The organism is Streptomyces sp. NPDC020780 (assembly GCF_044334475.1).
Lineage (GTDB): Bacteria > Actinomycetota > Actinomycetes > Streptomycetales > Streptomycetaceae > Streptomyces.
This window is the reverse complement of the sequence record NZ_JBIRTB010000002.1, coordinates 200,130-225,088: the sequence shown is the minus strand read 5'-3', so window position 1 is coordinate 225,088 and position 24,959 is coordinate 200,130. Positions and strand designations below refer to the sequence as shown.

Sequence of the window (24,959 nt, the reverse complement as noted above, 5' to 3'; positions counted from 1 at the left end):
GCTGCCCACGAGGTCCCGCCGCGTCCGCCCGGAGCGTCCCACCGGGCGCCGCGCACGATGTCCGCGGCCATCCGTAGACTGGCCCTGTGAGTGAGCCCCGCCCTTCAGACCGGCACGACGCGTCAGATCCCGACGACACCTTCGAGGAGATCGTCGAAGAAGCGACCCAGCGCGACCCCGACCTGGCGGTGATCGAGGCCGGGAGCCGCACACTGCGCACCCAAGCGGGCCCGGCCCAGGCCGACGCGGTGCCCGCCCGCCCCGCCGACCCGGAGACGGACAGGGCGCTGCGCGCCGTGGAACAGGAGCTCGCCGGCCGCTGGGGCGAGACCAAGCTCGAGCCGTCCGTGACCCGCATCGCGGCCCTGATGGACGTGCTCGGCGAGCCGCAGCGCGCCTACCCCTCGATCCACATCACGGGGACGAACGGCAAGACCAGTACGGCCCGCATGATCGAGGCCCTGCTCAACGCCTTCGAGCTGCGCACCGGCCGCTACACCTCCCCGCACGTCCAGTCGATCACCGAGCGGATCAGCCTGGACGGCGCCCCGATCGACGCCCAGCGCTTCGTCGAGACGTACGACGACATCAAGCCGTACGTCGAGATGGTCGACGCCCAGCAGCCCTACCGGCTGTCGTTCTTCGAGGTGCTGACCGGCATGGCGTACGCGGCGTTCGCCGACGCGCCGGTCGACGTGGCGGTCGTCGAGGTCGGCATGGGTGGCACCTGGGACGCGACGAACGTCATCGACGGCTCGGTCGCCGTCGTCACGCCCATCTCGCTGGACCACACCGACCGCCTCGGCACCACACCGGCCGAGATCGCGGGCGAGAAGGCCGGAGTGATCAAGCAGGGGGCGACGGTGATCCTGGCGCAGCAGCCGGTCGACGCCGCTCAGGTGATGCTGAAGAAGGCCGTGGAGGTCGATGCCACCGTGGCCCGCGAGGGCATGGAGTTCGGCGTCGTCTCCCGCGAGGTCGCGGTCGGCGGTCAGTTGCTGACACTGCGCGGACTCGGCGGCGAGTACGACGACATCTTCCTGCCGCTCTACGGCGCCCACCAGGCGCACAACGCGGCGGTGGCGCTCGCCGCCGTCGAGGCGTTCTTCGGCATCGGGGCCGACCAGGCCCGCAGCCTCGACGTCGCATCCGTCCGCAAGGCCTTCCTCTCCGTGCTCTCACCGGGCCGTCTGGAGGTCGTCCGGTCGAGCCCGACCGTCGTCCTGGACGCCGCCCACAACCCGGCGGGGGCCGCTGCCGCCGCCGAGGGGATCTCCGAGGCGTTCAGCTTCTCCCGGCTCGTGGGAGTGGTCGGCACCAGTGGCGACAAGGACGTCAAGGGGTTGCTGGAGGCCTTCGAGCCGATCTTCGCCGAGGTGGTCGTGACGCAGAACTCCACCGCCCGCGCGATGGACGTGGACGCGCTCGCCGCGGTCGCCGTAGAGGTCTTCGGCAACGACCGCGTACAGGTCGAGCCGCGCCTGGACGACGCCCTGGAGGCGGCCATCACCCTCGCGGAGGAAGAGGCCGAGTACGCGGGCGCCGGGGTCCTGGTGACCGGTTCCGTCATCACGGTCGGCGAGGCCCGGCTGCTTCTGGGAAGGCGCTGACCCATGCGGACCCTCTGTGCGTCGACGCTGATCGGCGAGTTCTTCGTGATCGGCTTCGCCGGCCTGGTGGCGATGAAGCTGGACGGCATGTCCATGGCCACGGTGTGGACGGTCTGCGGCATCGGCATGCTGGTGTCCGTCCTGCTCTGCGGCGTGATCACCCGGCCAGGCGGCGTACAGCTCGGCTGGGTCCTGCAGGCCGCGCTCTTCATGAGCGGCCTCTTCGTGCCGATGATGTACATCCTCGGAGTGGTCTTCGCCGCCCTGTGGTGGGCCTCGGTGCACTACGGCCGCACGATCGACGAGGCGAAGGCGCGGTGGGCGGCGCAGGCGGAGGCCCAGGAGGCCGGACAGGCCTGAGGCGTGGCCCGGCAGCCCTGCCGGGCCACGCCCGGCGGGCCCACCCAGGAGGGGCCCCGCCCGCCATGCCGGGACGCTCCGGTACATCCGGTACCAGGGCGCCTTCCGGCCGCGCGACCGCCCGTGTCGGACCCCCGCCGGGCGGACTGCGCCGCTTTCGGGACACGTGCCGGGCCTGAGGATGACGCAGCGTAAACCCCGGCGTCGGCCCGCTCCCGTGCCCCTGTAATCTCAGGGCTCCCACCGCACCCGTAACGACCTGGGAGCAAGAGGGAGCGGCGTCGCGGCCGCTTGCTCGCCACGTCGTCAGCCCGCAAGGAGCCGCACATGACGCAGCGCACCCTCGTCCTTCTCAAGCCCGACGCCGTCCGGCGCGGGCTGATCGGCGAGATCGTCGGCCGTATCGAGCGCAAGGCCGGCTGGACGATCACCGCGCTGGAGCTGCGCACGCTGGACCTGGCGACGCTGGAGCAGCACTACGGCGAGCACAAGGGCCGCCCGTTCTACGAGCCGCTGGTCGAGTTCATGGCCTCGGGTCCCGTCGTCGCCCTGGTGGCCGAAGGCGAGCGGGTGATCGAAGGTGTCCGCGCCCTGGCCGGCCCCACCGACCCGATCGCCGCCGCGCCCGGCTCCATCCGGGGTGACTTCGGCACCGTCACCCGGGAGAACCTCATCCACGCCTCGGACTCCGAGGAGTCCGCAGAGCGGGAATTGAAGCTTTTCTTCCCCGGGCTTTCCTGACGCCGGCTCGGCCAAACAGCGCTCAGTACCTGGGGCGACCGAAGTAATTCGGCCGCCCTTCGGCATAGGGTCAGGTATCGCGGGAACGCATCGTTCCGACGTAACGTCACCATGGGTGGGACGGGCAGCCGTTCCACCCGCACAGGCGAAGGACCCTCGCGCTGTGTCCGTGCATACGGCACTACGATGGAAGCTTCCACGCCCGCAGCGCCAACCTCGCCTACCTGGAACAAGCCATTCTTCGCTTCCTGGGAAGGCCCGACGCATCCTCATGGGGAACAAGGGGAACTCAATGTCGTTCATCGGCCGTGACATGGCTATCGACCTCGGGACTGCCAACACGCTGGTGTACGTCAGGGGGCGCGGCATCGTCCTGAACGAGCCGTCCGTCGTGGCCATCAACACCAACACCGGCGGAATTCTGGCGGTCGGCTCCGAGGCCAAGAAGATGATCGGCCGCACGCCGGGCAACATCGTTGCCGTGCGGCCGCTGAAGGACGGCGTCATCGCCGACTTCGAGATCACGGAGCGCATGCTCCGCTACTTCATCCTCAAGATCCACAAGCGCCGCTACCTGGCCCGCCCGCGGGTCGTCGTCTGCGTGCCCTCCGGCATCACAGGGGTCGAGCGACGCGCCGTCATCGAGGCGTCGACGCAGGCAGGCGCGCGTCAGGTGCACATCATCGAGGAGCCCATGGCCGCGGCCATCGGTTCCGGGCTCCCGGTCCACGAGGCCACGGGCAACATGGTCGTCGACATCGGTGGCGGCACCACCGAGGTCGCCGTGATCTCGCTCGGCGGCATCGTCACCGCGCAGTCGATCCGGGTCGCCGGTGACGAGCTGGACAACGCGATCATCCAGCACATCAAGAAGGAGTACTCGCTCCTCCTCGGTGAGCGCACCGCCGAGCAGATCAAGATCACCATCGGCTCGGCCTACGACCTGGACAAGGACGAGCACACCGAGATCCGCGGACGCGACCTGGTCTCCGGGCTGCCCAAGACCGTGGTCATCTCGGCGGCCGAGGTCCGCAAGGCGATCGAGGAGCCGGTCAACGCGATCGTCGACGCCGTGAAGACGACGCTCGACAAGTGCCCGCCGGAGCTCTCGGGTGACGTGATGGACCGCGGCATCGTCCTCACCGGGGGCGGCGCGCTGCTGCGCGGACTCGACGAGCGCCTGCGCCACGAGACGGGCATGCCGATCCACATCGCCGAGGACCCGCTGGACTCGGTGGCGCTCGGATCCGGGAAGTGCGTCGAGGAGTTCGAGGCGCTCCAGCAGGTGCTGGACGCCCAGCCCCGACGGTAGGACCGGCGTTCCGCCGTACGGGCACTGCCGTCCCGTGCGGCGGAACGTTGATATACAGGCACGAACATTCCGACGAGGAAGGCACGGCCGCCGCACGTGAGGGACACACGAGAGAGCCGGCTGCTCCTGGTGCTGCTGATCGCCATCGCATTCGCCCTGGTCACGGTCGACATCCGCGGGGGCGAGGAGTCACCGGTGGACGGGGCCCGGCAGGCCGCCGCCACGGTCTTCGGACCGGTCGAGAACGGTGTCGCGGCGGTGGTGGACCCGGTGGGCAACGCCATCGGCGCCGTACGGGACTCCGGTGACCGGCACGACCGGATCGCGGCACTGGAGCACGAGAACGCGACGCTCAAGACGAAGCTCGGCAGCGACGACCGGACCGGCAGCAAGATCCGCCAGCTCGACACCATGCTGAAGAGCGCGGGGGCCGGCCAGTACGGCATCAAGGCCGCCGAGGTCATCGCCATAGGAGCGGCCCAGGGGTTCTCCTGGACGATCACCATCGACGCAGGTGCCCACGACGGCCTCAAGCGCGACATGACCGTACTGAACGGTGAGGGCCTGGTCGGCCGCATCACCACGGTCGGCCCGGACACGGCGACCGTCCTGCTGGCCAACGACCCCGACTTCACCGTCGGCACCCGGCTGGAGAAGACCGACGAGCTCGGGTTCGCCACCGGGCAGGGATCGCGGCCGCTGTCGGTCCAGTTCCTCAACGGCAAGGCCAAGGTGGGCAAGGGCGACCGGCTCGTCACCTTCGGCTCCAGCAAGGACAAGCCCTTCGTGCCCGGCGTGCCGGTCGGCGAGGTCGTTCGCGTGGACCCGTCCGGGGGCGGCCTCACCCGGACCGTCTACGTACGCCCGTTCGTGGGCTTCACCAAGCTCGACATCGTGGGCGTCGTCGTCCAGGCGCCCCGCGAGGACCCGCGCGACATGGTCCTGCCGCAGCAGCCCAGGAAGCCGGAGAAGCCCAAGCCCACCCCGACCGTCACCGTCACCGCCCAGCCGAACGGGGACCTCGTGGACGCCGACGGCAAAGTCGTCGGCACCATCAACGACAAGCCCGGCACGGAGGCCGGCGGCAGCGCCTCCCCGGACGCCGGTACAGACGCCGGTGACGCGGCAAACGAGCAGAGGTAGCGCTGATCCCCATGCCCTTCAACCGGACACTGCTCTCCGTCACCCTGGTCGTCGTCGCCCTCGTCGTCCAGGTATCCGTACTCGCCCGCCTCCAGCTCCCCGGCGCCACGCCCGATCTGCTGCTCCTCGTCGTCCTCGGACTCGCGTTCGTGTACGGGCCCGTGAGCGGCTCCCTCATCGGCTTCGCCGCGGGACTCCTCGCCGACCTGGCCCCGCCCGCCGACCACGCCGCCGGGCGCTACGCCCTCGTGCTCTGCGTCATCGGTTACGTCGCCGGAATGACCCGGCCCGAGAACGGCCAGATCAAGTCGGCGTTCGCCCCGATGGCCTTCGTCGTCGTCGCGGCCGTCGGATCGACGCTGCTCTACGCGGGCGTCGGCGCCCTCGTCGGCGACACGGCCGCCCGCCACGTGGGCCTGGGCAGCCTGCTGTTCACCGCCGTGGTGTACGACCTGCTCCTCGCGCCGTTCACCGTTCCACTGATCATGGCGCTGGCCAGACGCACCGAGAACGACCCGGTCGCCGAGAGCTCCACCGGCGGGGACGTCGCCGCGGGCTGGCTGGCCTCCGGCACCGGGCTGCGGATCGGCAGCCAGCGGAGCGGGATGCGCCTGAGGGCGGCCCGCGGCCGTGCCGCACGCGCAGGACGGATCAAGGGGGTCAAGCGACTGTGACGCCGCGTCAGCACCGGCCGGCCACCCGAGGCCCCATCCGCACCCCCGGCCGACCCACCACCACCGGGGGCGCCCCGTGAGGCTGTGTTCCTCCGGGGGCGACCCCCGCACCCCCGGCCGACCCACCACCACCGGGGGCGCCCCGTGAGCAACATCCCGGAGACCGGCCGGACCCCGCGGGTCCGCATCCGGCTCGTCGTCATCCAGGTCCTCGTCTTCTCCCTGCTCCTGACACTCGGCGGCCGGCTCTGGTACCTCCAGATCCGCAACGGCCAGGAGTACACGGACGAAGCCAAGAACAACCACGTCCAGCAGGTCGTGCAGCCCGCCGTGCGCGGCGCCATCCTCGACGCGCGCGGGGTGCCCCTCGCCGACAACGAGACCCGCCTCGTGGTCTCCGCCAGCCGCACCGAGCTGATGAAGATGAAGGACGACGGTGCCGCCGTCCTCGCCCGGCTCGCCGGCGTCCTGGGCATGACCCCCAAGGAGGTCCGGGACAAGGTCCGCCTCTGCGACGCCAAGACCCCGCAGCCCTGCTGGAACGGCTCGCCCTACCAGCCGATCCCGGTCACGGACGAGGCCACCACCCAGCAGGCCCTCACGATCCGCGAGCGTGCCGAGGACTTCCCCGGCATCACCGCCGAGCCCACCGCCGTACGCCGCTACGCCGCACCCGGCAAGGCGAACACCGCGCAGGTCCTCGGTTACCTCTCGCCGGTCACCGACGAAGAGGTCACCAAGGCCCAGGACACCGATTCGCCCTACCTCCGCTCCGACCAGGTCGGCCGCTCCGGCCTGGAGCGCACGTACGACAAGGAGCTGCGGGGCAAGGCCGGCGTCACCCGCTACGAGGTCGACAACCTCGGCCGCGTCATCGGCGAGGCGCAGAACGACGAGGCCGAGCCCGGCGCCAGCATCGTCACCTCCATCGACGCCCGGGTCCAGGCGGTCGCCGAGTACGAGCTCAACAAGGCCATGGAGACGGCCCGCAAGGAGATGGACCGCAACACCAACGAGTTCTACAAGGCCGACTCGGGCGCCGTCGTCGTCATGGAGGCCAAGACCGGCCGCATCGTCTCGATGGCGTCCCTGCCGACCTACGACCCCAACGCCTGGATCGGCGGCATCTCCGCCAAGGACTACGCCAAACTCACCGGCAAGAAGTCCAACTTCCCACTGCTGAACCGCGCCATCCAGGGCACCGCCGCCCCCGGCTCCGTCTTCAAGGTCATCTCCTCCACCGCCGCGGTCAACGCCGGATACGACTTCGACGGCAACTACCCGTGCCCCAGCTCGTACAACGTCGGCGGCCAGACCTTCAAGAACTTCGAGTCGCAGGGCTACGGCAGCATCACCATCGGCCGCGCCCTCGAGGTCTCCTGCGACACCGTCTACTACGGGCTGGCGCACAAGGAGTGGCTGAAGGACGGCGGCAACAAGCCCAAGAAGAACCCCAAGGACTGGTTCTACAAGACCGCCCACCAGTTCGGCCTCGGCAAGGAGACCGGCATCGACCTCCCCAACGAGGTCGCCGGCCGCGTCCCCGACCGCCGGTGGAAGCAGGACTTCTACGACGCCAACAAGGCCGCCTGGTGCAAGCAGGGCAAGAAGAACGGCACGTACGTCGAGAAGATCGCGTACGAGGGCTGCGTCGAGGGCAACAAGATGCGTGCCGGTGACTCCGTCAACTACTCGATCGGCCAGGGGGACACCCTCGTCACCCCGATCCAGATGGCGACCATCTACGCCGGGATCTCCAACGGCGGCACGCTGTACGACCCCACCGTGGGCAAGGCCGTTATCAGCGGCGACGGCCGGACCGTCCAGGAGATCAAGCCCCGGTCGCACGGCAGGCTGCCCTTCACCGGAGACACCCGCGACAAAATAGACGAAGCCCTCGCGGGAGTCGCGACCCGGGGCAGCGCCGCCTGGCGATTCGGCGGATGGCCCCAGGACAAGATCCCGATGCACGCCAAGACGGGTACGGCCGAGGTCTACGGCAAGCAGACGACCTCCTGGTTCGCCACGTACACCAAGGAATACTCGATCGTCATGACGATCTCCCAGGGTGGTACGGGCTCCGGGGCGTCCGGACCTGCCGTGCGCAACATCTACAACGCGCTCTACGGACTCGACGCCACCGGGAAGCAGGACCTCAGGAAGGCCCTCCTCCCCAAGCCCCAGAAGGCCCTGCCGAAGATCCAGCCGGACGGCTCGATCGACGCACCGAAGATCAAGCCCTACACACCCGAGCCGCCCGCGGACGACGGGACGCAGGCACTCGCGGGGGCGCTCGCCGCGGCCCCGGGGAGGCGCGACTGATGGCAGGCTTCTCCGTCTCCCGCTACGCCCCCGAGCGTTCCTCCTGGGCCAGGCTCACCGCCCGCGACTCCGTCGTGCGGCGGCTGGACTGGCCGCTGCTCGGCTCGGCCGTCGCGCTCTCCGTGATCGGGTCGCTGCTGGTCTGGTCGGCGACCCGCGGCCGTGACTCGCTCACCCACGGCGACCCCTACTACTTCCTGTTCCGGCACGTCCTCAACACCGGCATCGGCCTGGCGCTGATGATCGGCACCGTCTGGCTCGGCCACCGCACCCTGCGGGGCGCCGTACCCGTCCTCTACGGGATCTCCGTCCTGCTGGTCCTCGCCGTCCTCACCCCGCTGGGCGCCACCGTCAACGGCGCCCACGCCTGGATCATCATCGGCGGCGGCTTCTCGCTGCAGCCCTCCGAGTTCACCAAGATCACGATCATCCTGGGGATGGCGATGCTGCTCGCCTCCCGCGTCGACGCGGGCGACCAGCTGCACCCCGACCACCGCACGGTCGCCAAGGCACTCGGCGTGGCGATCGTCCCCATGGCGGTCGTCATGCTGATGCCCGACCTCGGCTCCGTCATGGTCATGGCCGTCATCGTGCTCGGCGTCCTCCTCGCCTCCGGCGCGTCCAACCGCTGGGTCTTCGGGCTCCTCGGCGCGGGTGCCACCGGAGCCGTCGCGGTCTGGCAGCTCGGTCTGCTCGACGAGTACCAGATCGCCCGCTTCGCCGCCTTCGCCAACCCGGCGCTGGACCCGGCGGGCGTCGGCTACAACACCAACCAGGCCCGCATCGCGATCGGGTCCGGCGGACTCACCGGTACCGGTCTGTTCAACGGCTCGCAGACCACCGGCCAGTTCGTCCCCGAGCAGCAGACCGACTTCGTCTTCACGGTCGCCGGCGAGGAGCTCGGCTTCCTCGGCGCCGGACTGATCATCGTCCTGCTCGGCGTCGTGCTGTGGCGCGCCTGCCGCATCGCCCGCGAGACCACCGAGCTGTACGGCACCGTCGTCGCCGCCGGGATCATCGCGTGGTTCGCCTTCCAGTCCTTCGAGAACATCGGGATGACGCTCGGCATCATGCCGGTGGCCGGACTCCCGCTGCCCTTCGTCTCGTACGGCGGGTCGTCGATGTTCGCCGTATGGGTGGCCATCGGACTGCTCCAGTCGATCCGGGTGCAACGGCCGATAACGGCCTGAACGGGTACGGACCAGCCTGCATATCCGCCCCGGTCGCGGATAGATTCGGTATATGGCGGACTCCAAGCGCGAGATCGAGCGGAAGTACGAAGCCACGGCCGACACCCGGCTGCCCGACCTGAGGAAGGCGGCCGGGGTCGCGGCCGTCGTCCACCGCGGAGTGAGCGAACTCGACGCCGTCTACTACGACACCCCCGACTTCCGCCTGGCCGCGGCCTCCCTCACCCTGCGGCGCAGGACCGGGGGGAGCGACGCCGGCTGGCACCTCAAGTTCCCCGTCGCCCCCGGAGTCCGCGACGAGATCCAGGCCCCCGCGGCCGACACCCTCCCGCCGGATCTCGCCGCGCTGCTCCGCTCCCGGACCCGCGGCGCGGAGGTCGTTCCCGTGGTCCGGCTCCTCACCACCCGCGACGTCCACCACCTCACCGGTGCCGAGGGAGGCCTGCTGGCCGAACTCAGCGTCGACGAGGTCTGCGCCGAACGGCTGACGGAGGGCGGCGGGCCCACGGTTACCTGGACCGAGATCGAGGTCGAACTCGCCGACGACGGGGACCCCGCCCTCCTGGACGCCGTCGAGAAGCGGCTGCGCAAGGCGGGCGTGCGGCCCGCGGCCTCCGCCTCCAAGCTGGCCAGGGCCCTCGGGGAGACGGCACCGGGATCCCGCCCCGCCCCCACCGAGGGGCCGGAGCGCCCCGCCCCCGTCACCGCGGGGGACCACGTCCTCGCCTACGTACGCCGCCAGGCCGAGGCGATCGTCACCCTCGACCCGGCGGTCCGGCGCGACCTGCCCGACTCCGTGCACCGGATGCGGGTCGCCACCCGACGGCTGCGCAGCGCCCTCAAGACGTACCGTGCCGTCCTGGACCGGACCGTCACCGATCCCGTCGGCGACGAGCTGAAGTGGCTCGCCACCGAGCTCGGCGCCGGACGTGACCACGAGGTACTCGAAGCGCGCCTGCGCGCCGACCTCGGCCGCGTCCCGCAGACCCTGCTGCTGGGACCGGCCACCGCCCGGCTGGACATCTGGTCCACCGCCCACGGCATCGAATCCCGCGAGCGCGTCCTCGCCGCGCTGGACGGCGAGCGCTACCTGGCCCTCCTGGAGACCCTCGACGCACTCCTCGCCGACCCGCCGCTGCGCCCGGCCGCCGGCCGGGCCCCGGGCGAGGTGCTGCCGCGGGCCGTCCTGAAGGAGTACGACCGGCTGGCAGCCCGGGTTGCCCGCGCCTTCGAGCAGCCGCCCGGCCACGACCGCGACGTGGCGACGCACGAGGCCCGCAAGGCCGCCAAGCGCGCCCGCTACGCGGCGGAGGCCGCCCGGCCCGCCCTCGGCAAGCCCGCCAAGAAGTTCGCCAAGCGGATGAAGGCCGTGCAGTCCGTGCTCGGCGACCACCAGGACAGCGTCGTCGCCCGCGCCACCCTGCGCGCCCTGGCCGTCCAGGCGCACGCGGCGGGGGAGACCGCCTTCACCTGGGGTCTTCTGTACGGGGAGGAGGAGGCGGCGGCCGCGGGCCGGGAGCGCGAACTGCCGGAGGTGTGGGCCCGGGCGTCGCGGCCACGGCTGCGGTCGGCGTTGACGGGCTGAGCGCCGGGGTACGCTGGATGGTCACCCCTGCCAGCCCAGCTCACGAAGGTCCCAGATGTCTGCCGAGTCGGTCTTCCCACAGCTCGAAGCTCTGCTCCCGCATGTGCAGAAGCCCATCCAGTACGTCGGCGGTGAGCTGAACTCCACCGTCAAGCCGTGGGACGAATGCGACGTCCGATGGGCCCTCATGTACCCGGACGCGTACGAGGTCGGGCTCCCTAACCAGGGCGTCATGATCCTGTACGAGGTGCTCAACGAGCGCGAAGGCGTCCTCGCCGAGCGCACGTACAGCGTCTGGCCGGACCTCGAGGAGCTGATGCGCGAGCACCGCGTGCCCCAGTTCACCGTGGACAGCCACCGTCCCGTCGGCGCCTTCGACGTCTTCGGGCTCAGCTTCTCCACCGAGCTCGGCTACACCAACATGCTCACGGCGCTGGACCTGGCGGGTATCCCGCTGGAGTCCAAGGACCGCACCGTCGATCACCCGATCGTGCTGGCGGGCGGGCACGCCGCCTTCAACCCCGAGCCGATCGCGGACTTCATCGACTGCGCGGTCATCGGCGACGGCGAGCAGGCCGTCCTGGAGATCACCGACATCATCCGGGCCTGGAAGGCCGAGGGCAGGCCCGGCGGCCGCGAAGAGGTCCTGTTCCGTCTCGCGAAGACCGGAGGCGTGTACGTCCCGGGCTTCTACGACGTCGAGTACCTCCCCGACGGCCGCATCGGCCGTGTCGTGCCCAACAGGTCCGGGGTGCCGTGGCGGGTGTCCAAGCACACCGTCATGGACCTCGACGAGTGGCCCTACCCCAAGCAGCCCCTCGTCCCGCTCGCCGAGACCGTCCACGAGCGGATGTCCGTGGAGATCTTCCGCGGCTGCACCCGCGGCTGCCGTTTCTGCCAGGCCGGCATGATCACGCGCCCCGTCCGGGAGCGAAGCATCACCGGCATCGGCGAGATGGTCGACAAGGGCCTCAAGGCCACCGGCTTCGAGGAGGTCGGCCTCCTCTCGCTCTCCTCGGCCGACCACAGCGAGATCGGGGACATCGCCAAGGGCCTCGCCGACCGGTACACCGAGGACAAGATCGGCCTCTCCCTGCCCTCGACCCGCGTCGACGCGTTCAACGTCGACCTGGCCAACGAGCTGACCCGCAACGGCCGCAGGTCCGGGCTCACCTTCGCCCCCGAAGGCGGCTCCGAGCGCATGCGCAAGGTCATCAACAAGATGGTCTCGGAGGAGGACCTGATCCGCACGGTCGCCACCGCGTACGGCAACGGCTGGCGCCAGGTGAAGCTGTACTTCATGTGCGGCCTGCCCACGGAGACCGACGAGGACGTCCTCCAGATCGGCGACATGGCGGTCAACGTGATCGCCAAGGGCCGCGAGGTGTCCGGCCAGAACGACATCCGCTGCACCGTCTCCATCGGCGGCTTCGTGCCCAAGCCGCACACCCCCTTCCAGTGGGCGCCGCAGCTCAGCGCCGAGGACACCGACGCCCGGCTGAAGAAGCTGCGGGACAAGATCCGCGACGACAAGAAGTACGGCCGGTCCATCGGCTTCCGCTACCACGACGGCAAGCCCGGCATCGTCGAAGGCCTGCTCTCCCGCGGCGACCGCCGCGTCGGCTCCGTCATCCGCGCGGTCTACGAGTCCGGCGGCCGTTTCGACGGCTGGCGCGAGCACTTCAGCTACGACCTGTGGATGCGGAGCGCCGGGGAGACGCTGCCCGCCTTCGGCGTGGACGTCGACTGGTACACCACCCGCGAGCGGACGTACGAGGAGGTCCTGCCCTGGGACCACCTGGACTCCGGCCTCGACAAGGACTGGCTCTGGGAGGACTGGCAGGACTCGCTCGACGAGACCGAGGTCGAGGACTGCCGCTGGACCCCGTGCTTCGACTGTGGTGTGTGCCCCCAGCTCGACCTCGACATCCAGATCGGCCCGACCGGCAAGAAGCTCCTGCCGCTCACCGTCGTGAAGTAGCGCATGACGTGACACCGCCGGGGTGACAGCCCGGTGACGAAGGCCCCGACCGGGAAACCCCGGTCGGGGCCTTCGCGTCCTGGAGGACATGGACGACGAGAAGGACCGGACACCCGTGCCGTACGAGGGCGGGGAGGGCTGCCTCACCACGCTCGTCAGGATTCCCGTGCGCATCGTGGTGCTGGTTCTCGTGCTGCCCGTGCGGATGGTGTGGGACCTGGCCGCGGCCGGGGCGCGGGCCCTCGACCGGACGCTGCTGCGCCCGCTGGGGCGCGGCCTGGAGTGGCTGTACGCCACCGTGCTCACCCCCGCCGGAAGGGCGCTCGCGTGGCTGGCCGTCGCCGTCCTCGTCCGGCCCTGGACCGCACTGTGGCACTACGTGGTCGTGCCGGGCGTCCGGTACGGGATCGTCGTCCCGCTGGTGTGGCTCCACGCCACCGTGCTCACCCCCGCCGGGCACGGGCTGCGGTGGGTGTACCGCACGCTGCTCGTCCCGGCGGGGCGGGCCGTCGCCGCAGCGGTCGCGGCCCTGGTGACCGTGGTCCTGGTGTGGCCCGTGGCCGGGGTGTGGCGCTACGTCCTGAAGCCGCTCGGGAGGGTGGGCGCATGGCTGGCCGTGCACGGGCTCGTGAGGCCGGCCCTGTGGGTGCACCGGCATCTCCTGACGCCCCTCGGCCAGGCCTTCGTGCAGACGCTCCGCGTGCTGGGGCGTGGGCTCGCCGCCACCGGGCGGGGGCTGGGGGCCGTCGTCAGGTGGCTGGTCGTGACGCTGCTCGTCGTGCCCGTCTCCTGGGTGTACCGCCGGATCCTCGTCCCGGTCGGCCGGGAGACCGCCGCGGCCGTGGGCGTCGCGTGGCGGATCGCGGGCTTCGTCTCCCGGGCGGTCGGCCGGGGACTGGCGTGGCTCGCGTGGCACCTGGTCGGCGCGCCGGTCACGTGGGTCTACCGCGCGGTGTGCACTCCCGTGGGGCACCTGGTGCGCGACGCGGTCTGGGCGCCCGTCCGGCGCGCCGGCCTGGAAGCGGGACGTGCGGCCCGCAGCGCCCTGCGCGCGGCCCGGGAGACCCTGCGCGCGGCACGCCGGGACGTTTGGCACGCTTTGGCGGGGACGCCGCAGGTCAGGAAGGTGCGGGAACTCGAGGGGTCCGCTGCGCGTACCCTGGGTAGGACAACGACTGTCCCCAGCGCGGCGCCCGCGCCCGAGATCTCTCCGCACACCGGCTCAGCCGGCGAGCGGGGGTGAGCCGGAGCGGCACCCCGGGGCACCCCGTACTTCGTGGGCGGTACGCCACCGCGTCCGCCCCGCACCGAGGAGAAGAACCACTGGGCAAGCGACAGCCCGAAGGCCCGCCGCCCGCACCGGCGGTGCAGCGCATCCGACTGCGCTACACCAAGCGGGGCCGCCTCCGGTTCACCAGTCACCGAGACTTCCAGCGTGCCTTCGAGCGGGCGCTGCGCCGCTCCCAGGTGCCCATGGCCTACTCGGCGGGCTTCACCCCGCACCCGAAGGTGTCGTACGCCAACGCCGCCCCCACCGGTACGGGCAGTGAGGCCGAGTTCCTGGAGATCGCCCTCACCGAGGCGCGTGACCCCGAGGTCCTGCGCGAACTGCTCGACGCGTCGATGCCCGCGGGCCTCGACATCGTCGACGCGGTGGAGGCCCGTACCTCCGGCCTCGCCGACCGTCTGACCGCCTCCGTATGGGAGATGCGGCTGGACGGGGTCGCGGTGCAGGACGCGGAGAAGGCCGTGGCCGCCTTCCTGGCGGCCGGGACCGTCGAGGTCCAGCGCCGGGCGAAGAACGGCGTGCGGAGCTTCGACGCCCGAGCGGCCGTGGCCGACCTGCAGGCCCTTGATCCACAGGCCGATAGGCCCGGGGACAGGCCCTGTGCGATACTGCGCCTGGTAGTGCGGCACGTGACACCTGCCGTGCGACCCGACGACGTCCTGTCCGGTCTCCGAGCTGTGGCCGACCTGGCGCCGCCGGTCCCCGCAGCGGTGACCAGGCTGGCGCAGGGGCTCTTCGACGAGGAGTCCGGCACGGTGACCGACCCGCTCGCGCCCGACCGCGAGGCAGCCCCGGCCGTTTCCACGGCCGACCCGGCAGCCGCCGCGGCGGCGCCGGAAGGTGCAGGTTCCGCGTAAGGCGGTCGTTGTAGCACAGCCCTCGGACCCGGGAGCCACCTGGGTCGGGCCGTGCACCGCCCCATAAGACTTTCGCCAGGCCGTGCTGAGTACGTACGGAACCGGCGAGCCAGACATCAGCTCCCGTGCGGCGCCCGCGCCCCGGACGGCGGTCCTGCGCACATCAGGCGGACCGGCCGGACCGGAATCAGACGCGGCGCCCGGGAGCGTGACGGGAGAACCACCCGCATGCCCGAGCCGATCGAACCCGGAACCACCGGAAACACCGAGAACAGCAACGCTCCCGGGGACAAGCTGCCGCCGCGCCGCAGGCGCCGTGCGGCCTCCCGGCCCGCCGGCCCGCCCGGCGCGGCCGGTGCCGAGAGCGTCTCCGCCGCCGTGACGGCCGAGGACACCTCCGAGACCACGCCGGCCCCGGCGCAGAACGCCGAGGCCGAGGAGTCGGCGCCTCCGGCACGTACCCGCCGCCGCGCGGTCCGCAAGGCGACCGCTCCGGCGGGCGCGCCGCAGGCCGCTGAGATCGTGGCCGAAGCCGCGCCCGTCGAAGCCGCGCCCGTGGAGGAGCCGGCCGTCGAGGCCGAGACCGCCGAACCCGCGCCGCCGGTACGTGGCCGCCGCCGCGCGGTCCGTAAGGCGACCGCTCCGGCGGGTGCGCCGCAGGCCGCCGAGATCGTGGCCGAGCCGGCCGCCCCGGCAGCCGCGGAGATCCCCGCCGCGACTCCCGGCGTCGAAGAGACCGCCGAGGCCCCCGCCGAAGCACCCCGTCGTCGTCGCGCCACGCGCAAGGCGACCGCTCCGGCGGGCGCCCCGCAGGCCGCCGGCACCGAGACGGTGGAGCTCCCCCAGGCCGAGCCGGCGAAGGCCGAAGAGCCCGCCCCAGCCGAGGGACCCGTCGTCGAGCCCGCCGCACCGCGTGGCCGTACCCGGCGCCGTGCGTCGGCCCCGGCCGGTGCCCCGCAGGGGGCCCGGACCGCCGAGGCCGCTGCCGAGCCCGCCGAGGCACCCGCCGTCGAGGCTGCGGAGACCCCTGAGGCCGCAGAGACCCCCGAGGTCTCCGAAGCCCCCGAGGCCCCCGCCGCTCCGCGCGGCCGTCGTCGCGCCACCCGCAGGGCGTCCGCCCCGGCCGGCGCGCCGCAGTCCGACGAGGAGGAAGCCGCCGAGCAGGCCGCCGAGACCGGCGAGAGCCTCCCCGAGGCCGTCGCCGAGGAGCTGGCCGCCGAGACCGAAGAGGTCGAGGAGGCCGCGCCGCGCGGCCGGCAGCGCCGCCGGGCCACCGCCGCCGCGGGCCGCCCGGAGTTCACCGCCAAGGCCGAGGAACCGGCTCGCAGGAGCCGGCGTGCCACGCGCCCCGCCGTCGCCGTCTTCCAGGCTCCGGTCTTCGCCGAGCCGATGTTCCAGACCCCCGAGACGGCCGCCGCGGCAGCCGCCGCCGCGCCGCAGCAGGAGAGCGACATCCACGAGGAGCCCAAGGCTCCGGAGCGGGTGTCCCGCAGGACCGGCGGTACGCAGGCCGCCGAGCCCGCCGCCGAGAGCGCCGCACCCGCCGAGGCCGCCGAAGAGGCGCCGCAGGGCGGATCGCGCCGTCGCCGCCGCCGTCGTGGCGAGGCCGTGGAGACCGAGCCGGCGGCGACGCCGGTCACGCTCCCCGCCGAGCAGCCCGCCGAGGACGAGCACGAGGCCGAGACCGACGCGGACGCCGACCACGAGGGCGACGAGCAGGACGAGTACGGCGACCGCCCCTCGCGCCGCCGCCGCCGGGGCGGCCGTCGCCGTCGCCGCGGTGAGGCCAACGACGCGGACGAGGCCGAGCAGCACGAGGACGCCTCCACCGACCGCTCCGAGGAGGAGCCGCAGGCCCGGGACGACGAGGACGAGGACGACGACTCCTCCGGGTCCAGCAGCAGCCGTCGCCGTCGCCGCCGTCGCCGTCGCAGCGGGGACGCCTCGGGCGAGGAGACCGCCACGGGCGCCGACGACCCGGAGCGTACGGTCGTCAAGGTCCGCGAGCCGCGCCGCAAGGAAGTCGAGCGCGAGCCCGGCACCGGCTTCGACGAGGTCCAGTCCATCAAGGGCTCGACCCGTATGGAGGCCAAGAAGCAGCGCCGCCGTGAAGGCCGCGAGCAGGGACGCCGCCGCGTCCCGATCATCACCGAGGCGGAGTTCCTGGCGCGCCGCGAGGCCGTCGAGCGCGTCATGGTCGTCCGTCAGAGCGGTGAGCGCACCCAGATCGGTGTCCTCGAGGACAACGTGCTCGTCGAGCACTACGTCAACAAGGAGCAGGCCACCAGCTACGTCGGCAACGTCTACCTGGGCAAGGTGCAGAACGTACTGCCGTCCATGGAGGCCGCCTTCGTCGACATCGGCAAGGGCCGCAACGCCGTGCTCTACGCCGGCGAGGTCAACTTCGAGGCGCTCGGCATGGCCCACGGGCCGCGCCGCATCGAGACCGCGCTGAAGTCCGGCCAGTCCGTCCTCGTCCAGGTGACGAAGGACCCGATCGGCCACAAGGGCGCCCGCCTTACCAGCCAGGTCTCGCTGCCCGGCCGCTACCTGGTCTACGTGCCCGAGGGCTCCATGACCGGCATCAGCCGCAAGCTGCCCGACACCGAGCGCGCCCGGCTCAAGAGCATCCTCAAGAAGATCGTTCCCGAGGACGCGGGCGTCATCGTGCGCACCGCCGCCGAGGGAGCGAGCGAGGACGAGCTGCGCCGTGACGTCGAGCGGCTGCAGGGCCAGTGGGAAGAGATCCAGAAGAAGTCCAGGAACACCACCGGTTCCAACGCGCCGACGCTCCTCTACGGCGAGCCGGACATGACCGTCAGGGTCGTCCGGGACATCTTCAACGAGGACTTCTCGAAGGTGATCGTCAGCGGTGACGACGCCTGGGAGACGATCCACGGCTACGTCTCGCACGTGGCACCGGACCTCACGGACCGGCTGTCGCGCTGGACGTCCGAGGTCGACGTCTTCGCGACGTACCGGATCGACGAGCAGCTGATGAAGGCGCTGGACCGCAAGGTCTACCTGCCGAGCGGCGGCTCGCTCGTGATCGACAAGACCGAGGCGATGGTCGTCGTCGACGTCAACACCGGCAAGTTCACCGGGCAGGGCGGGAACCTCGAGGAGACCGTCACCAAGAACAACCTGGAGGCGGCCGAGGAGATCGTGCGCCAGCTGCGGCTGCGCGACCTCGGCGGGATCGTCGTCGTCGACTTCATCGACATGGTGCTGGAGTCCAACCGGGACCTGGTGCTGCGGCGTCTGCTGGAGTGCCTGGGCCGGGACCGTACGAAGCACCAGGTCGCCGAGGTCACCTCGCTGGGTCTGGTGCAGATGACCCGCAAGCGGGTGGGCCAGGGTCTGCTGGAATCCTTCTCCGAGACCTGCGTCCACTGCAACGGCCGCGGAGTGATCGTCCACATGGAGCAGCCGACGTCCACCGGTGGTGGCGGCGGAGGCAAGCGCTCCAAGAAGCGCGGACGTGGCGGCGCGGGGCACGAGCACGACCACGAGCAGCACGAGCACGCCGAGCTCGCCGAGGAGACGGCCGGCCACGAGGCCGAGAGCGAGGCCGAGCTGGCCGCGGAGGTCGCCGCCCCGGTGGCGCTGCCCGAGCCGGAGTTCGTCGCGGACGAGGAGCTGTACAGCAGCCCGGCCGAGGCGGAGGCCGCCGCCTCGCGCGGTCGTGGCCGTCGCCGCGCCACCCGCAAGGTGTCGGCGCCCGCCGGTGCCCCGAAGGTCCCGGCCCCGGCCGTGGCCGAGGAGACACGGGCCGCGCAGGAGACGCCCGTCGTCGAGGAGCCGGCCGCGGCGCCGGCCGCCGAGCCGGTGGCTGAGGCCCCGGTGGCCGCCGAGGCCGCGCCGCAGGGCCGTACCCGCCGCAGGGCGACCAGGAAGGCGACCGCTCCGGCGGGCTCGCCGAAGCCGGCCGGTACGGCGGAGCCGGTGCAGCCGGCCGAGCCGTCGGCCGAGCCGGTCGCCGTGGAGGACCCGGTCGTCGAGGCCCCCGCCCCGGCCGCCGAGGCTTCCGGAGCCGCTGAGACCCCCGGGACGCCTGAGGTGCCCGAGGTCCCTGAGGCGCCCGAGGCCAAGGCTCCGCGTGCCCGGCGTCGCGCGACCCGCAAGGTGACCGCTCCTGCCGGCTCGCCCTCCGGCGCCGAGGAGGCCGAGATCGTCGTGGTGACGGGAGCCCCCGCCGCCGAGGCACCGGCTCCCGAGGCACCGGCCGCCGACGCGTCCGCCGAGGCACCGGCCGCGGAAGAGGCCCCGTCCGAGGAGGGGGAGACGGCTCCGCCGGCCAGGAAGACGGCCACCCGCAAGGCCGCCAAGACGGCTCCGGCCAAGAAGGCGGCGGCGAAGAAGACGGCGGCCAAGAAGACCACGGCGGCCAAGAAGACGACGGCGAAGAAGACGACCGCGAAGAAGGCGACGAAGAAGTCCGTCGCCGCCGAGCAGCCGTCGCCTTCCGTGACCGCTCCGGCAGGGACCGACGAGTCCTGACGTCCGACCGCGCGGACGCACCGTAATCGGTCGTCCGACCATCCGTGTCCCGCTCTCGCCCAGCACGAGGGCGGGACACGGATTTGTTTCAATACTGATGCACGCGCGGGTTAACGAGCCTGAAATCGCCTGAGAGATCCCTGATAATCTGACGACGATCGCTGGCTGTGAGTCTCCCTGAACGGGATGACGGTCGGTGACCAACCCGGTTTGAGAACCGACCGGGCCCAGATTCCTCGGTAGGGCGTCGGCCATGCGCCGGTAGGGTATGCGCGGCCTCGGAAGGCGTCCCGCATCCCGGACCTCTGCCTGTGAAGAGCTCTTGCGGTGTTCAAGGAGGACGTCCATGACGAGCATCAACGAGCAGCCCATCCCTGCTGCCCGGCCGGTCATCGGTGAAGAAGAGATCGAGGCCGCGGTACGTGTGCTGCGCAGCGGCCGCGTCGTGCAGGGCCCTGAGGTCGCGGCGTTCGAGGAGGGTTTCTCCGAGCTGGTCGACGGCCGTCACTGCGTCGCCGTCAACTCCGGGACGTCCGCGCTGCACATGCTCCTGCTTGCCCTCGGGATCGGCCCGGGCGACGAGGTGATCGTCCCGTCCTTCTCCTTCGCGGCCTCCGCCAACGCCGTCCGACTGGTCGGCGCCGACGTGGTGTTCGCCGACATCGAGCCCGGCAGCTTCGGCCTGGACCCGGCCGCCGTCGAGGCCGCGATAACGCCGCGTACCGCAGCGATCATGCCGGTGCACCTCTACGGTCACCCCGCGGCGATGGACAAGCTCATGCCCATCGCCGAGAAGCACAAGCTCGCCGTGGTCGAGGACGCCTGCCAGGCCCACGCCGCGGCCCTGAACGGCACACCGGTCGGCGCCTTCGGCGCCGGAGGAACGTTCAGCTTCTACCCGACCAAGAACATGCACTCCCTCGAGGGCGGCATAGTCACCACGGCGGACGCCGAACTCGCCCGTACCCTGCGCCTCCTGCGTAACCAGGGCATGGAGGCGCGCTACGCCAACGAGATCGTCGGCGCCAACATGCGGATGACGGATGTGGCCGCCGCCGTCGGCCGTGTGCAGCTCGGCAAGGTCGGCGGCTGGACCGAGCAGCGCCGCGCCAACGCCGCGTACCTCGATGCCCACATCACCGCCCCGAACATCACGACACCGCCGGTCGCCGAGGGCGCCCGCCACGTCTATCACCAGTACACGATCCGGGTGCAGGGCGACCGCGAGGCCGCGATGGCCAAGCTCACCGAGGCGGGCATCGGCAACGCCGTCTACTACCCGACCCCGATCCACCGGCTCAAGCCGTACTGGGAGCCGGACCAGAAGGCCGGGCGGACCTGGGACCTGCCCGAGACCGAGCGGGCCGCCGCAGAGGTCGTCTCGCTCCCCGTCCATCCGTCGCTCGGCGAAGGTGACCTCGAGCGCATCGCCAACGCAGTGAACGCACTGGGAGAGAGCCTGTGACCACCGCCGTACTGAGGGCCGGCCTCGTCGGACTCGGCTCCATGGGGCGCCACCACGCTCGCGTGCTCGCGGGCCTCGACGGTGTGCAACTGGTCGGCGTCGTCGACCCGATGGGCGACAAGAACGGCTGGGCGCAGGGCGCCCCCGTCCTGTCGACGGTCGAGGACCTCATCGCGCTCGGCGTCGACTACGCGGTGGTGGCCTGCCCCACCGCCCTGCACGAAGAGGTCGGCCTCCAGCTGGCCGACGCCGGCGTCTGCGCCCTGATCGAGAAGCCGCTGGCCGACACCGTCGAGGGCGCGCGCCGCCTCGTCGCGGCGTTCGAGTCGCGCGGCCTCGTGGCCGGAGTGGGCCACATCGAGCGCTGCAACCCGGCGCTGCGCTCCCTGCGCAGCCGCCTGGAGGCCGGCGAGCTCGGTGACGTCTTCCAGGTCGTCACCCGCCGTCAGGGGCCTTTCCCCCACCGCATCGCGGACGTCGGCGTGGTCAAGGACCTGGCCACGCACGACATCGACCTGACGGGCTGGGTGACCGGCCAGACGTACACCTCGATAGCGGCCCACACCGTCTCCAAGTCCGGTCGTCCTCACGAGGACATGGTCTCCGCAGTGGGGCAGCTCTCCGACGGCACCATGGTCAATCACCTGGTCAACTGGCTGAGCCCGCTCAAGGAGCGCTTCACCTCGGTCACCGGTGAGCGCGGCTGCTACATCGCCGACACCCTCACCGCCGACCTCACCTTCCACTCCAACGCGGCGGTGACGACCGAGTGGGAGGCGCTGCGCGCTTTCCGCGGTGTCTCCGAGGGCGACATGATCCGCTACGCGATCCCGAAGCGAGAGCCGCTGCTGGTCGAGCACGAGCTCTTCAGGGACGCCGTGCTGGGCGAGGCGGCCGACATATGTACGCTGCGGCAGGGGCTTCAGACGGTCGAGGTGGCGGCAGCAGTACTGGAGTCCGCGGTGAGCGGCACGACCATGCATCTGTCCAACGAACGTCAAGCCGGCCAGGGGCGGGAGAGTTGACCACACCGGATGTGACGGTCGTCGTCGCCGTCTACAACACGATGCCGTACCTGACCGAGTGCCTGCAGTCACTCGTCGGGCAGAGCATCGGGCTCGAACGATTGCAGGTCGTCGCCGTCGACGACGGCTCGACCGACGACAGCGGGGCGGAACTCGATCGCTTCGCGGAGAAGTACCCCGGTACCTTCACCGTGCTGCACCAGGAGAATTCCGGCGGTCCTGCCGCGCCCAGTAATCGCGCCCTGGAATTGGCCACGGGCCGTTACGTGTACTTCATCGGCTCCGACGATTATCTCGGCGACGAGGCGTTGGAACGCATGGTGACGTGCGCCGATGAACGCGGATCCGACGTCGTCGTGGGGAAGATGGTCGGAACCAACGGCCGTTACGTGCACCAGAAACTCTATACGGACGACAACCCCGATATCAGTCTCTATGATTCGGCGCTGCCGTACACGTTGGCCAACACCAAACTGTTCCGGCGCGACCTCGTCGAAAAGCACGCGCTGCGCTTCCCGGAGGACATGCCGGTCGGTAGTGACCAGCCCTTCACCATCGAGGCGTGCTTCCGGGCCCGGAAGATCTCCGTCGTCGGTGACTACACGTGCTACTACGCCGTGAAGCGCGGTGACGCGAGCAATATCACCTACCGAGCCGATCATGTGGCCCGACTGCGGTGCGTCGCGAAGATCATGGAGCGCACGGCAGCTCTGATCGAAGCCGGTCCGAAGCGTGACGCCGTTTTCAAGCGCCACTTCGAATGGGAGCTCTCCAAGCTTCTCCAGAAGGATTTCACTGGCCTCGACGCGGAAACCAAGCGTCAGGTGTGCAACGGGGTAGCGGTGCTTCTGGACGCCTACTACACCGACGAGCTGCGCGACCTCACGGGCGTCGTACGGCGGGTGCGCTTCGGGCTGGCCTGGCGTGGGGCGGTCGACGCACTCTCCGAGGCCCTCGCGAGCGACGCGGAGCGGGGTGCACCGCCTTTCCTCCTGGAGGAAGGACGGGCCTTCGCGGTCTACCCGGGCTTCAGGTCCGAGACCGTCGGGCTGCCCGACCACTTCTACGAGGTCCTGGGTGAAGGCGTGGCAGGCAGGCTGGCCAAGAACACGCGGCTCGAGTCGGTCGAGTGGGAGCAGGAGGGCGCCGACCTCGCACTTCTGCTCACCGTTCGCATCGGCGTCATCGGTGACACCTCCTCCGCGGTGGCGGCGCTCGCCCAAGGCGCGATGCCCGCGTCCGCGGACAAGGCCGGGGCTCGCAGACTGCCCAGTGGCACCGCCCGGCCGGAGGCCGAGGGCGACTTCGTCCGTGAGACCACCGCGGACGGCACGGGGACCAGACTCACCGCACGCATTCCGATCCGGCCGGTCGAGGCCAAGCGAGGCGTACGGATCTACGTCGACGTCTCCGGCTCGACCTACGAGATCCCGGTGCGGGCCGACGAAATGCCCATGCCCCTCGCCCGGCGCTGGGGCCGGCACGTCCCGTACCGTGTCGCGGCGAACGTGAACCCCAAGGGCCGTCTCGTCATCACGACGGCGCCGCTCTGGGAGACCAGGACCGGCGTGTTCAGGCGCCTGCGGCGGAAGCTGTCCAGGCTGAAGAGGAAAGTAGTCCGATGAACATCTGTGTAGTCGCGCTCGGCAAGATCGGCCTGCCGCTCGCCGTGCAGTTCGCCGCCAAGGGCCACAAGGTCATCGGCGCGGACGTCAATGCGAAGGTCGTGGAGCTGGTCAACGCGGCCACCGAGCCGTTCCCCGGCGAGTACGACCTCGACGTGAAGCTCAAGGAGACCGTGAGCGCCGGTCTGCTGTCCGCGACGACCGACACCACGGCCGCGGTCGCCGCGTCCGACGCCGTCGTGGTCGTCGTACCGCTCTTCGTGGATGCCGAGGGCACCCCGGACTTCGGCTGGATGGACTCGGCGACGAGGGCCATCGCCGCGGGCCTCAAGCCGGGCACCCTCGTCAGCTATGAGACGACCCTGCCCGTCGGCACCACCCGCACCCGCTGGGCGCCGATGCTCGCCGAGGGATCCGGCCTCACGCCGGGCCGTGACTTCCACCTCGTCTTCTCCCCGGAGCGTGTGCTGACCGGGCGCGTCTTCGCCGACCTGCGCCGCTACCCCAAGCTCGTGGGGGGCATCGACGAGGCGTCCACGCAGCGCGGTGTGGAGTTCTACGAGGAGGTGCTCGACTTCGACGAGCGCGGGGACCTGCCGCGTCCGAACGGTGTCTGGGACCTCGGCACGGCGGAGGCCTCCGAGCTGGCCAAGCTCGCCGAGACCACCTACCGCGACGTCAACATCGGTCTGGCCAACCAGTTCGCCCGGTTCGCCGACCAGAACGACATCGACGTCAAGAAGGTCATCGAGGCCTGCAACAGCCAGCCCTACAGCCACATCCACCAGCCCGGCATCGCCGTGGGCGGCCACTGCATCCCCATCTACCCGCGGATGTACCTGTGGAACGACCCGGAGGCCACCGTCGTGCGCTCGGCCCGCGAGGCCAACGCCGCGATGCCCGCCTACGCCGTCGACCTGCTGGCCGCCGCCTACGGCGACCTCGACGGTGCGGGCGTCCTGGTGCTCGGCGCCGCCTACCGCGGGGGCGTCAAGGAGACCGCGTTCTCCGGGGTCTTCGGTGTCGTCGAGGCCTTGAAGGCCCGCGGCGCGGTGCCGTTCGTATCGGACCCGATGTACACGTCCGACGAGCTGACCGCGCACGGTCTCGTGCCGCACGAGGGTCAGGCCGTCACGGCCGCGATCCTCCAGGCCGACCACGCCGAGTACCGCGAACTGGCCGCAGCCGACCTGCCGGACGTCCGCGTGCTGGTCGACGGCCGGCGCACGACGGACCCGGCCAAGTGGGCAGGCGTCCGCCGCGTCGTCATCGGTGGCTGAT

The 24,959-nt window shown here is 71.3% G+C and carries 17 protein-coding genes; all 17 read left to right on the top strand.

Annotated elements, in window-relative coordinates; translation table 11 throughout:
• Window positions 1-86: 86 nt before the first annotated feature.
• The 17 genes from ACH4VO_RS04405 (at window position 87) to ACH4VO_RS04325 (ending at window position 24,958) form a co-directional block, all read left to right on the top strand.
• Window positions 87-1,610 (top strand): folylpolyglutamate synthase/dihydrofolate synthase family protein, encoded by a 1,524-nt coding sequence (locus ACH4VO_RS04405; protein ID WP_360992062.1) that lies wholly within the window; start codon window positions 87-89, stop codon window positions 1,608-1,610.
• Between the two features lie 3 nt (window positions 1,611-1,613).
• Window positions 1,614-1,970 (top strand): DUF4233 domain-containing protein, encoded by a 357-nt coding sequence (locus tag ACH4VO_RS04400; RefSeq protein ID WP_360992059.1) that lies wholly within the window; start codon window positions 1,614-1,616, stop codon window positions 1,968-1,970.
• Between the two features lie 327 nt (window positions 1,971-2,297).
• The gene (gene ndk / locus ACH4VO_RS04395; protein ID WP_360992056.1) at window positions 2,298-2,711 is read left to right on the top strand and encodes a nucleoside-diphosphate kinase; all 414 of its coding nucleotides are present in this window, start codon (window positions 2,298-2,300) and stop codon (window positions 2,709-2,711) included.
• A gap of 292 nt (window positions 2,712-3,003) precedes the next feature.
• The gene (locus tag ACH4VO_RS04390) at window positions 3,004-4,023 is read left to right on the top strand and encodes a rod shape-determining protein (protein ID WP_069172785.1); all 1,020 of its coding nucleotides are present in this window, start codon (window positions 3,004-3,006) and stop codon (window positions 4,021-4,023) included.
• Between the two features lie 96 nt (window positions 4,024-4,119).
• Window positions 4,120-5,166 (top strand): rod shape-determining protein MreC, encoded by a 1,047-nt coding sequence (gene mreC, locus ACH4VO_RS04385; RefSeq protein WP_360992052.1) that lies wholly within the window; start codon window positions 4,120-4,122, stop codon window positions 5,164-5,166.
• Window positions 5,167-5,177: 11 nt separating this feature from the next.
• A complete protein-coding gene (gene mreD, locus ACH4VO_RS04380) occupies window positions 5,178-5,840 on the top strand; it encodes a rod shape-determining protein MreD (RefSeq protein WP_360992050.1) in 663 nt (220 codons plus the stop codon).
• Window positions 5,841-5,984: 144 nt separating this feature from the next.
• A complete protein-coding gene (gene mrdA / locus ACH4VO_RS04375) occupies window positions 5,985-8,162 on the top strand; it encodes a penicillin-binding protein 2 (protein ID WP_360992048.1) in 2,178 nt (725 codons plus the stop codon).
• Complete coding sequence (gene rodA, locus ACH4VO_RS04370; RefSeq protein ID WP_360992046.1) at window positions 8,162-9,352, top strand: rod shape-determining protein RodA; 1,191 nt, start codon at window positions 8,162-8,164, stop codon at window positions 9,350-9,352. Before mrdA ends, rodA begins: the two co-directional genes overlap by 1 nt.
• Window positions 9,353-9,404: 52 nt before the next feature.
• Entirely contained in the window at window positions 9,405-10,937 is a 1,533-nt protein-coding gene (locus tag ACH4VO_RS04365) for a CYTH and CHAD domain-containing protein (RefSeq protein WP_360992043.1), read from the top strand.
• A gap of 55 nt (window positions 10,938-10,992) precedes the next feature.
• Complete coding sequence (locus ACH4VO_RS04360; RefSeq protein WP_360992040.1) at window positions 10,993-12,918, top strand: TIGR03960 family B12-binding radical SAM protein; 1,926 nt, start codon at window positions 10,993-10,995, stop codon at window positions 12,916-12,918.
• Between the two features lie 88 nt (window positions 12,919-13,006).
• The gene (locus tag ACH4VO_RS04355) at window positions 13,007-14,161 is read left to right on the top strand and encodes a hypothetical protein (protein WP_360992038.1); all 1,155 of its coding nucleotides are present in this window, start codon (window positions 13,007-13,009) and stop codon (window positions 14,159-14,161) included.
• Window positions 14,162-14,283: 122 nt separating this feature from the next.
• A complete protein-coding gene (locus ACH4VO_RS04350; protein WP_360992035.1) occupies window positions 14,284-15,063 on the top strand; it encodes a TIGR03936 family radical SAM-associated protein in 780 nt (259 codons plus the stop codon).
• Window positions 15,064-15,291: 228 nt separating this feature from the next.
• Window positions 15,292-19,563: an Rne/Rng family ribonuclease gene (locus ACH4VO_RS04345; RefSeq protein WP_360992032.1), complete on the top strand. Its 4,272-nt coding sequence runs from the start codon at window positions 15,292-15,294 to the stop codon at window positions 19,561-19,563.
• A 346-nt stretch (window positions 19,564-19,909) separates the two neighbouring features.
• Entirely contained in the window at window positions 19,910-21,028 is a 1,119-nt protein-coding gene (locus ACH4VO_RS04340) for a DegT/DnrJ/EryC1/StrS family aminotransferase (RefSeq protein ID WP_360992030.1), read from the top strand.
• On the top strand, window positions 21,025-22,053 hold the full coding sequence (locus tag ACH4VO_RS04335) for a Gfo/Idh/MocA family oxidoreductase (protein WP_360992027.1): 1,029 nt from the start codon (window positions 21,025-21,027) through the stop codon (window positions 22,051-22,053). The genes ACH4VO_RS04340 and ACH4VO_RS04335 overlap by 4 nt, the downstream gene beginning before the upstream one ends.
• Window positions 22,050-23,678, top strand: a complete 1,629-nt coding sequence (locus ACH4VO_RS04330) for a glycosyltransferase (RefSeq protein WP_360992025.1) — start codon at window positions 22,050-22,052, stop codon at window positions 23,676-23,678. The genes ACH4VO_RS04335 and ACH4VO_RS04330 overlap by 4 nt, the downstream gene beginning before the upstream one ends.
• Window positions 23,675-24,958: a nucleotide sugar dehydrogenase gene (locus ACH4VO_RS04325; protein WP_360992022.1), complete on the top strand. Its 1,284-nt coding sequence runs from the start codon at window positions 23,675-23,677 to the stop codon at window positions 24,956-24,958. The genes ACH4VO_RS04330 and ACH4VO_RS04325 overlap by 4 nt, the downstream gene beginning before the upstream one ends.
• The last annotated feature ends 1 nt before the right edge of the window (window position 24,959 follow it).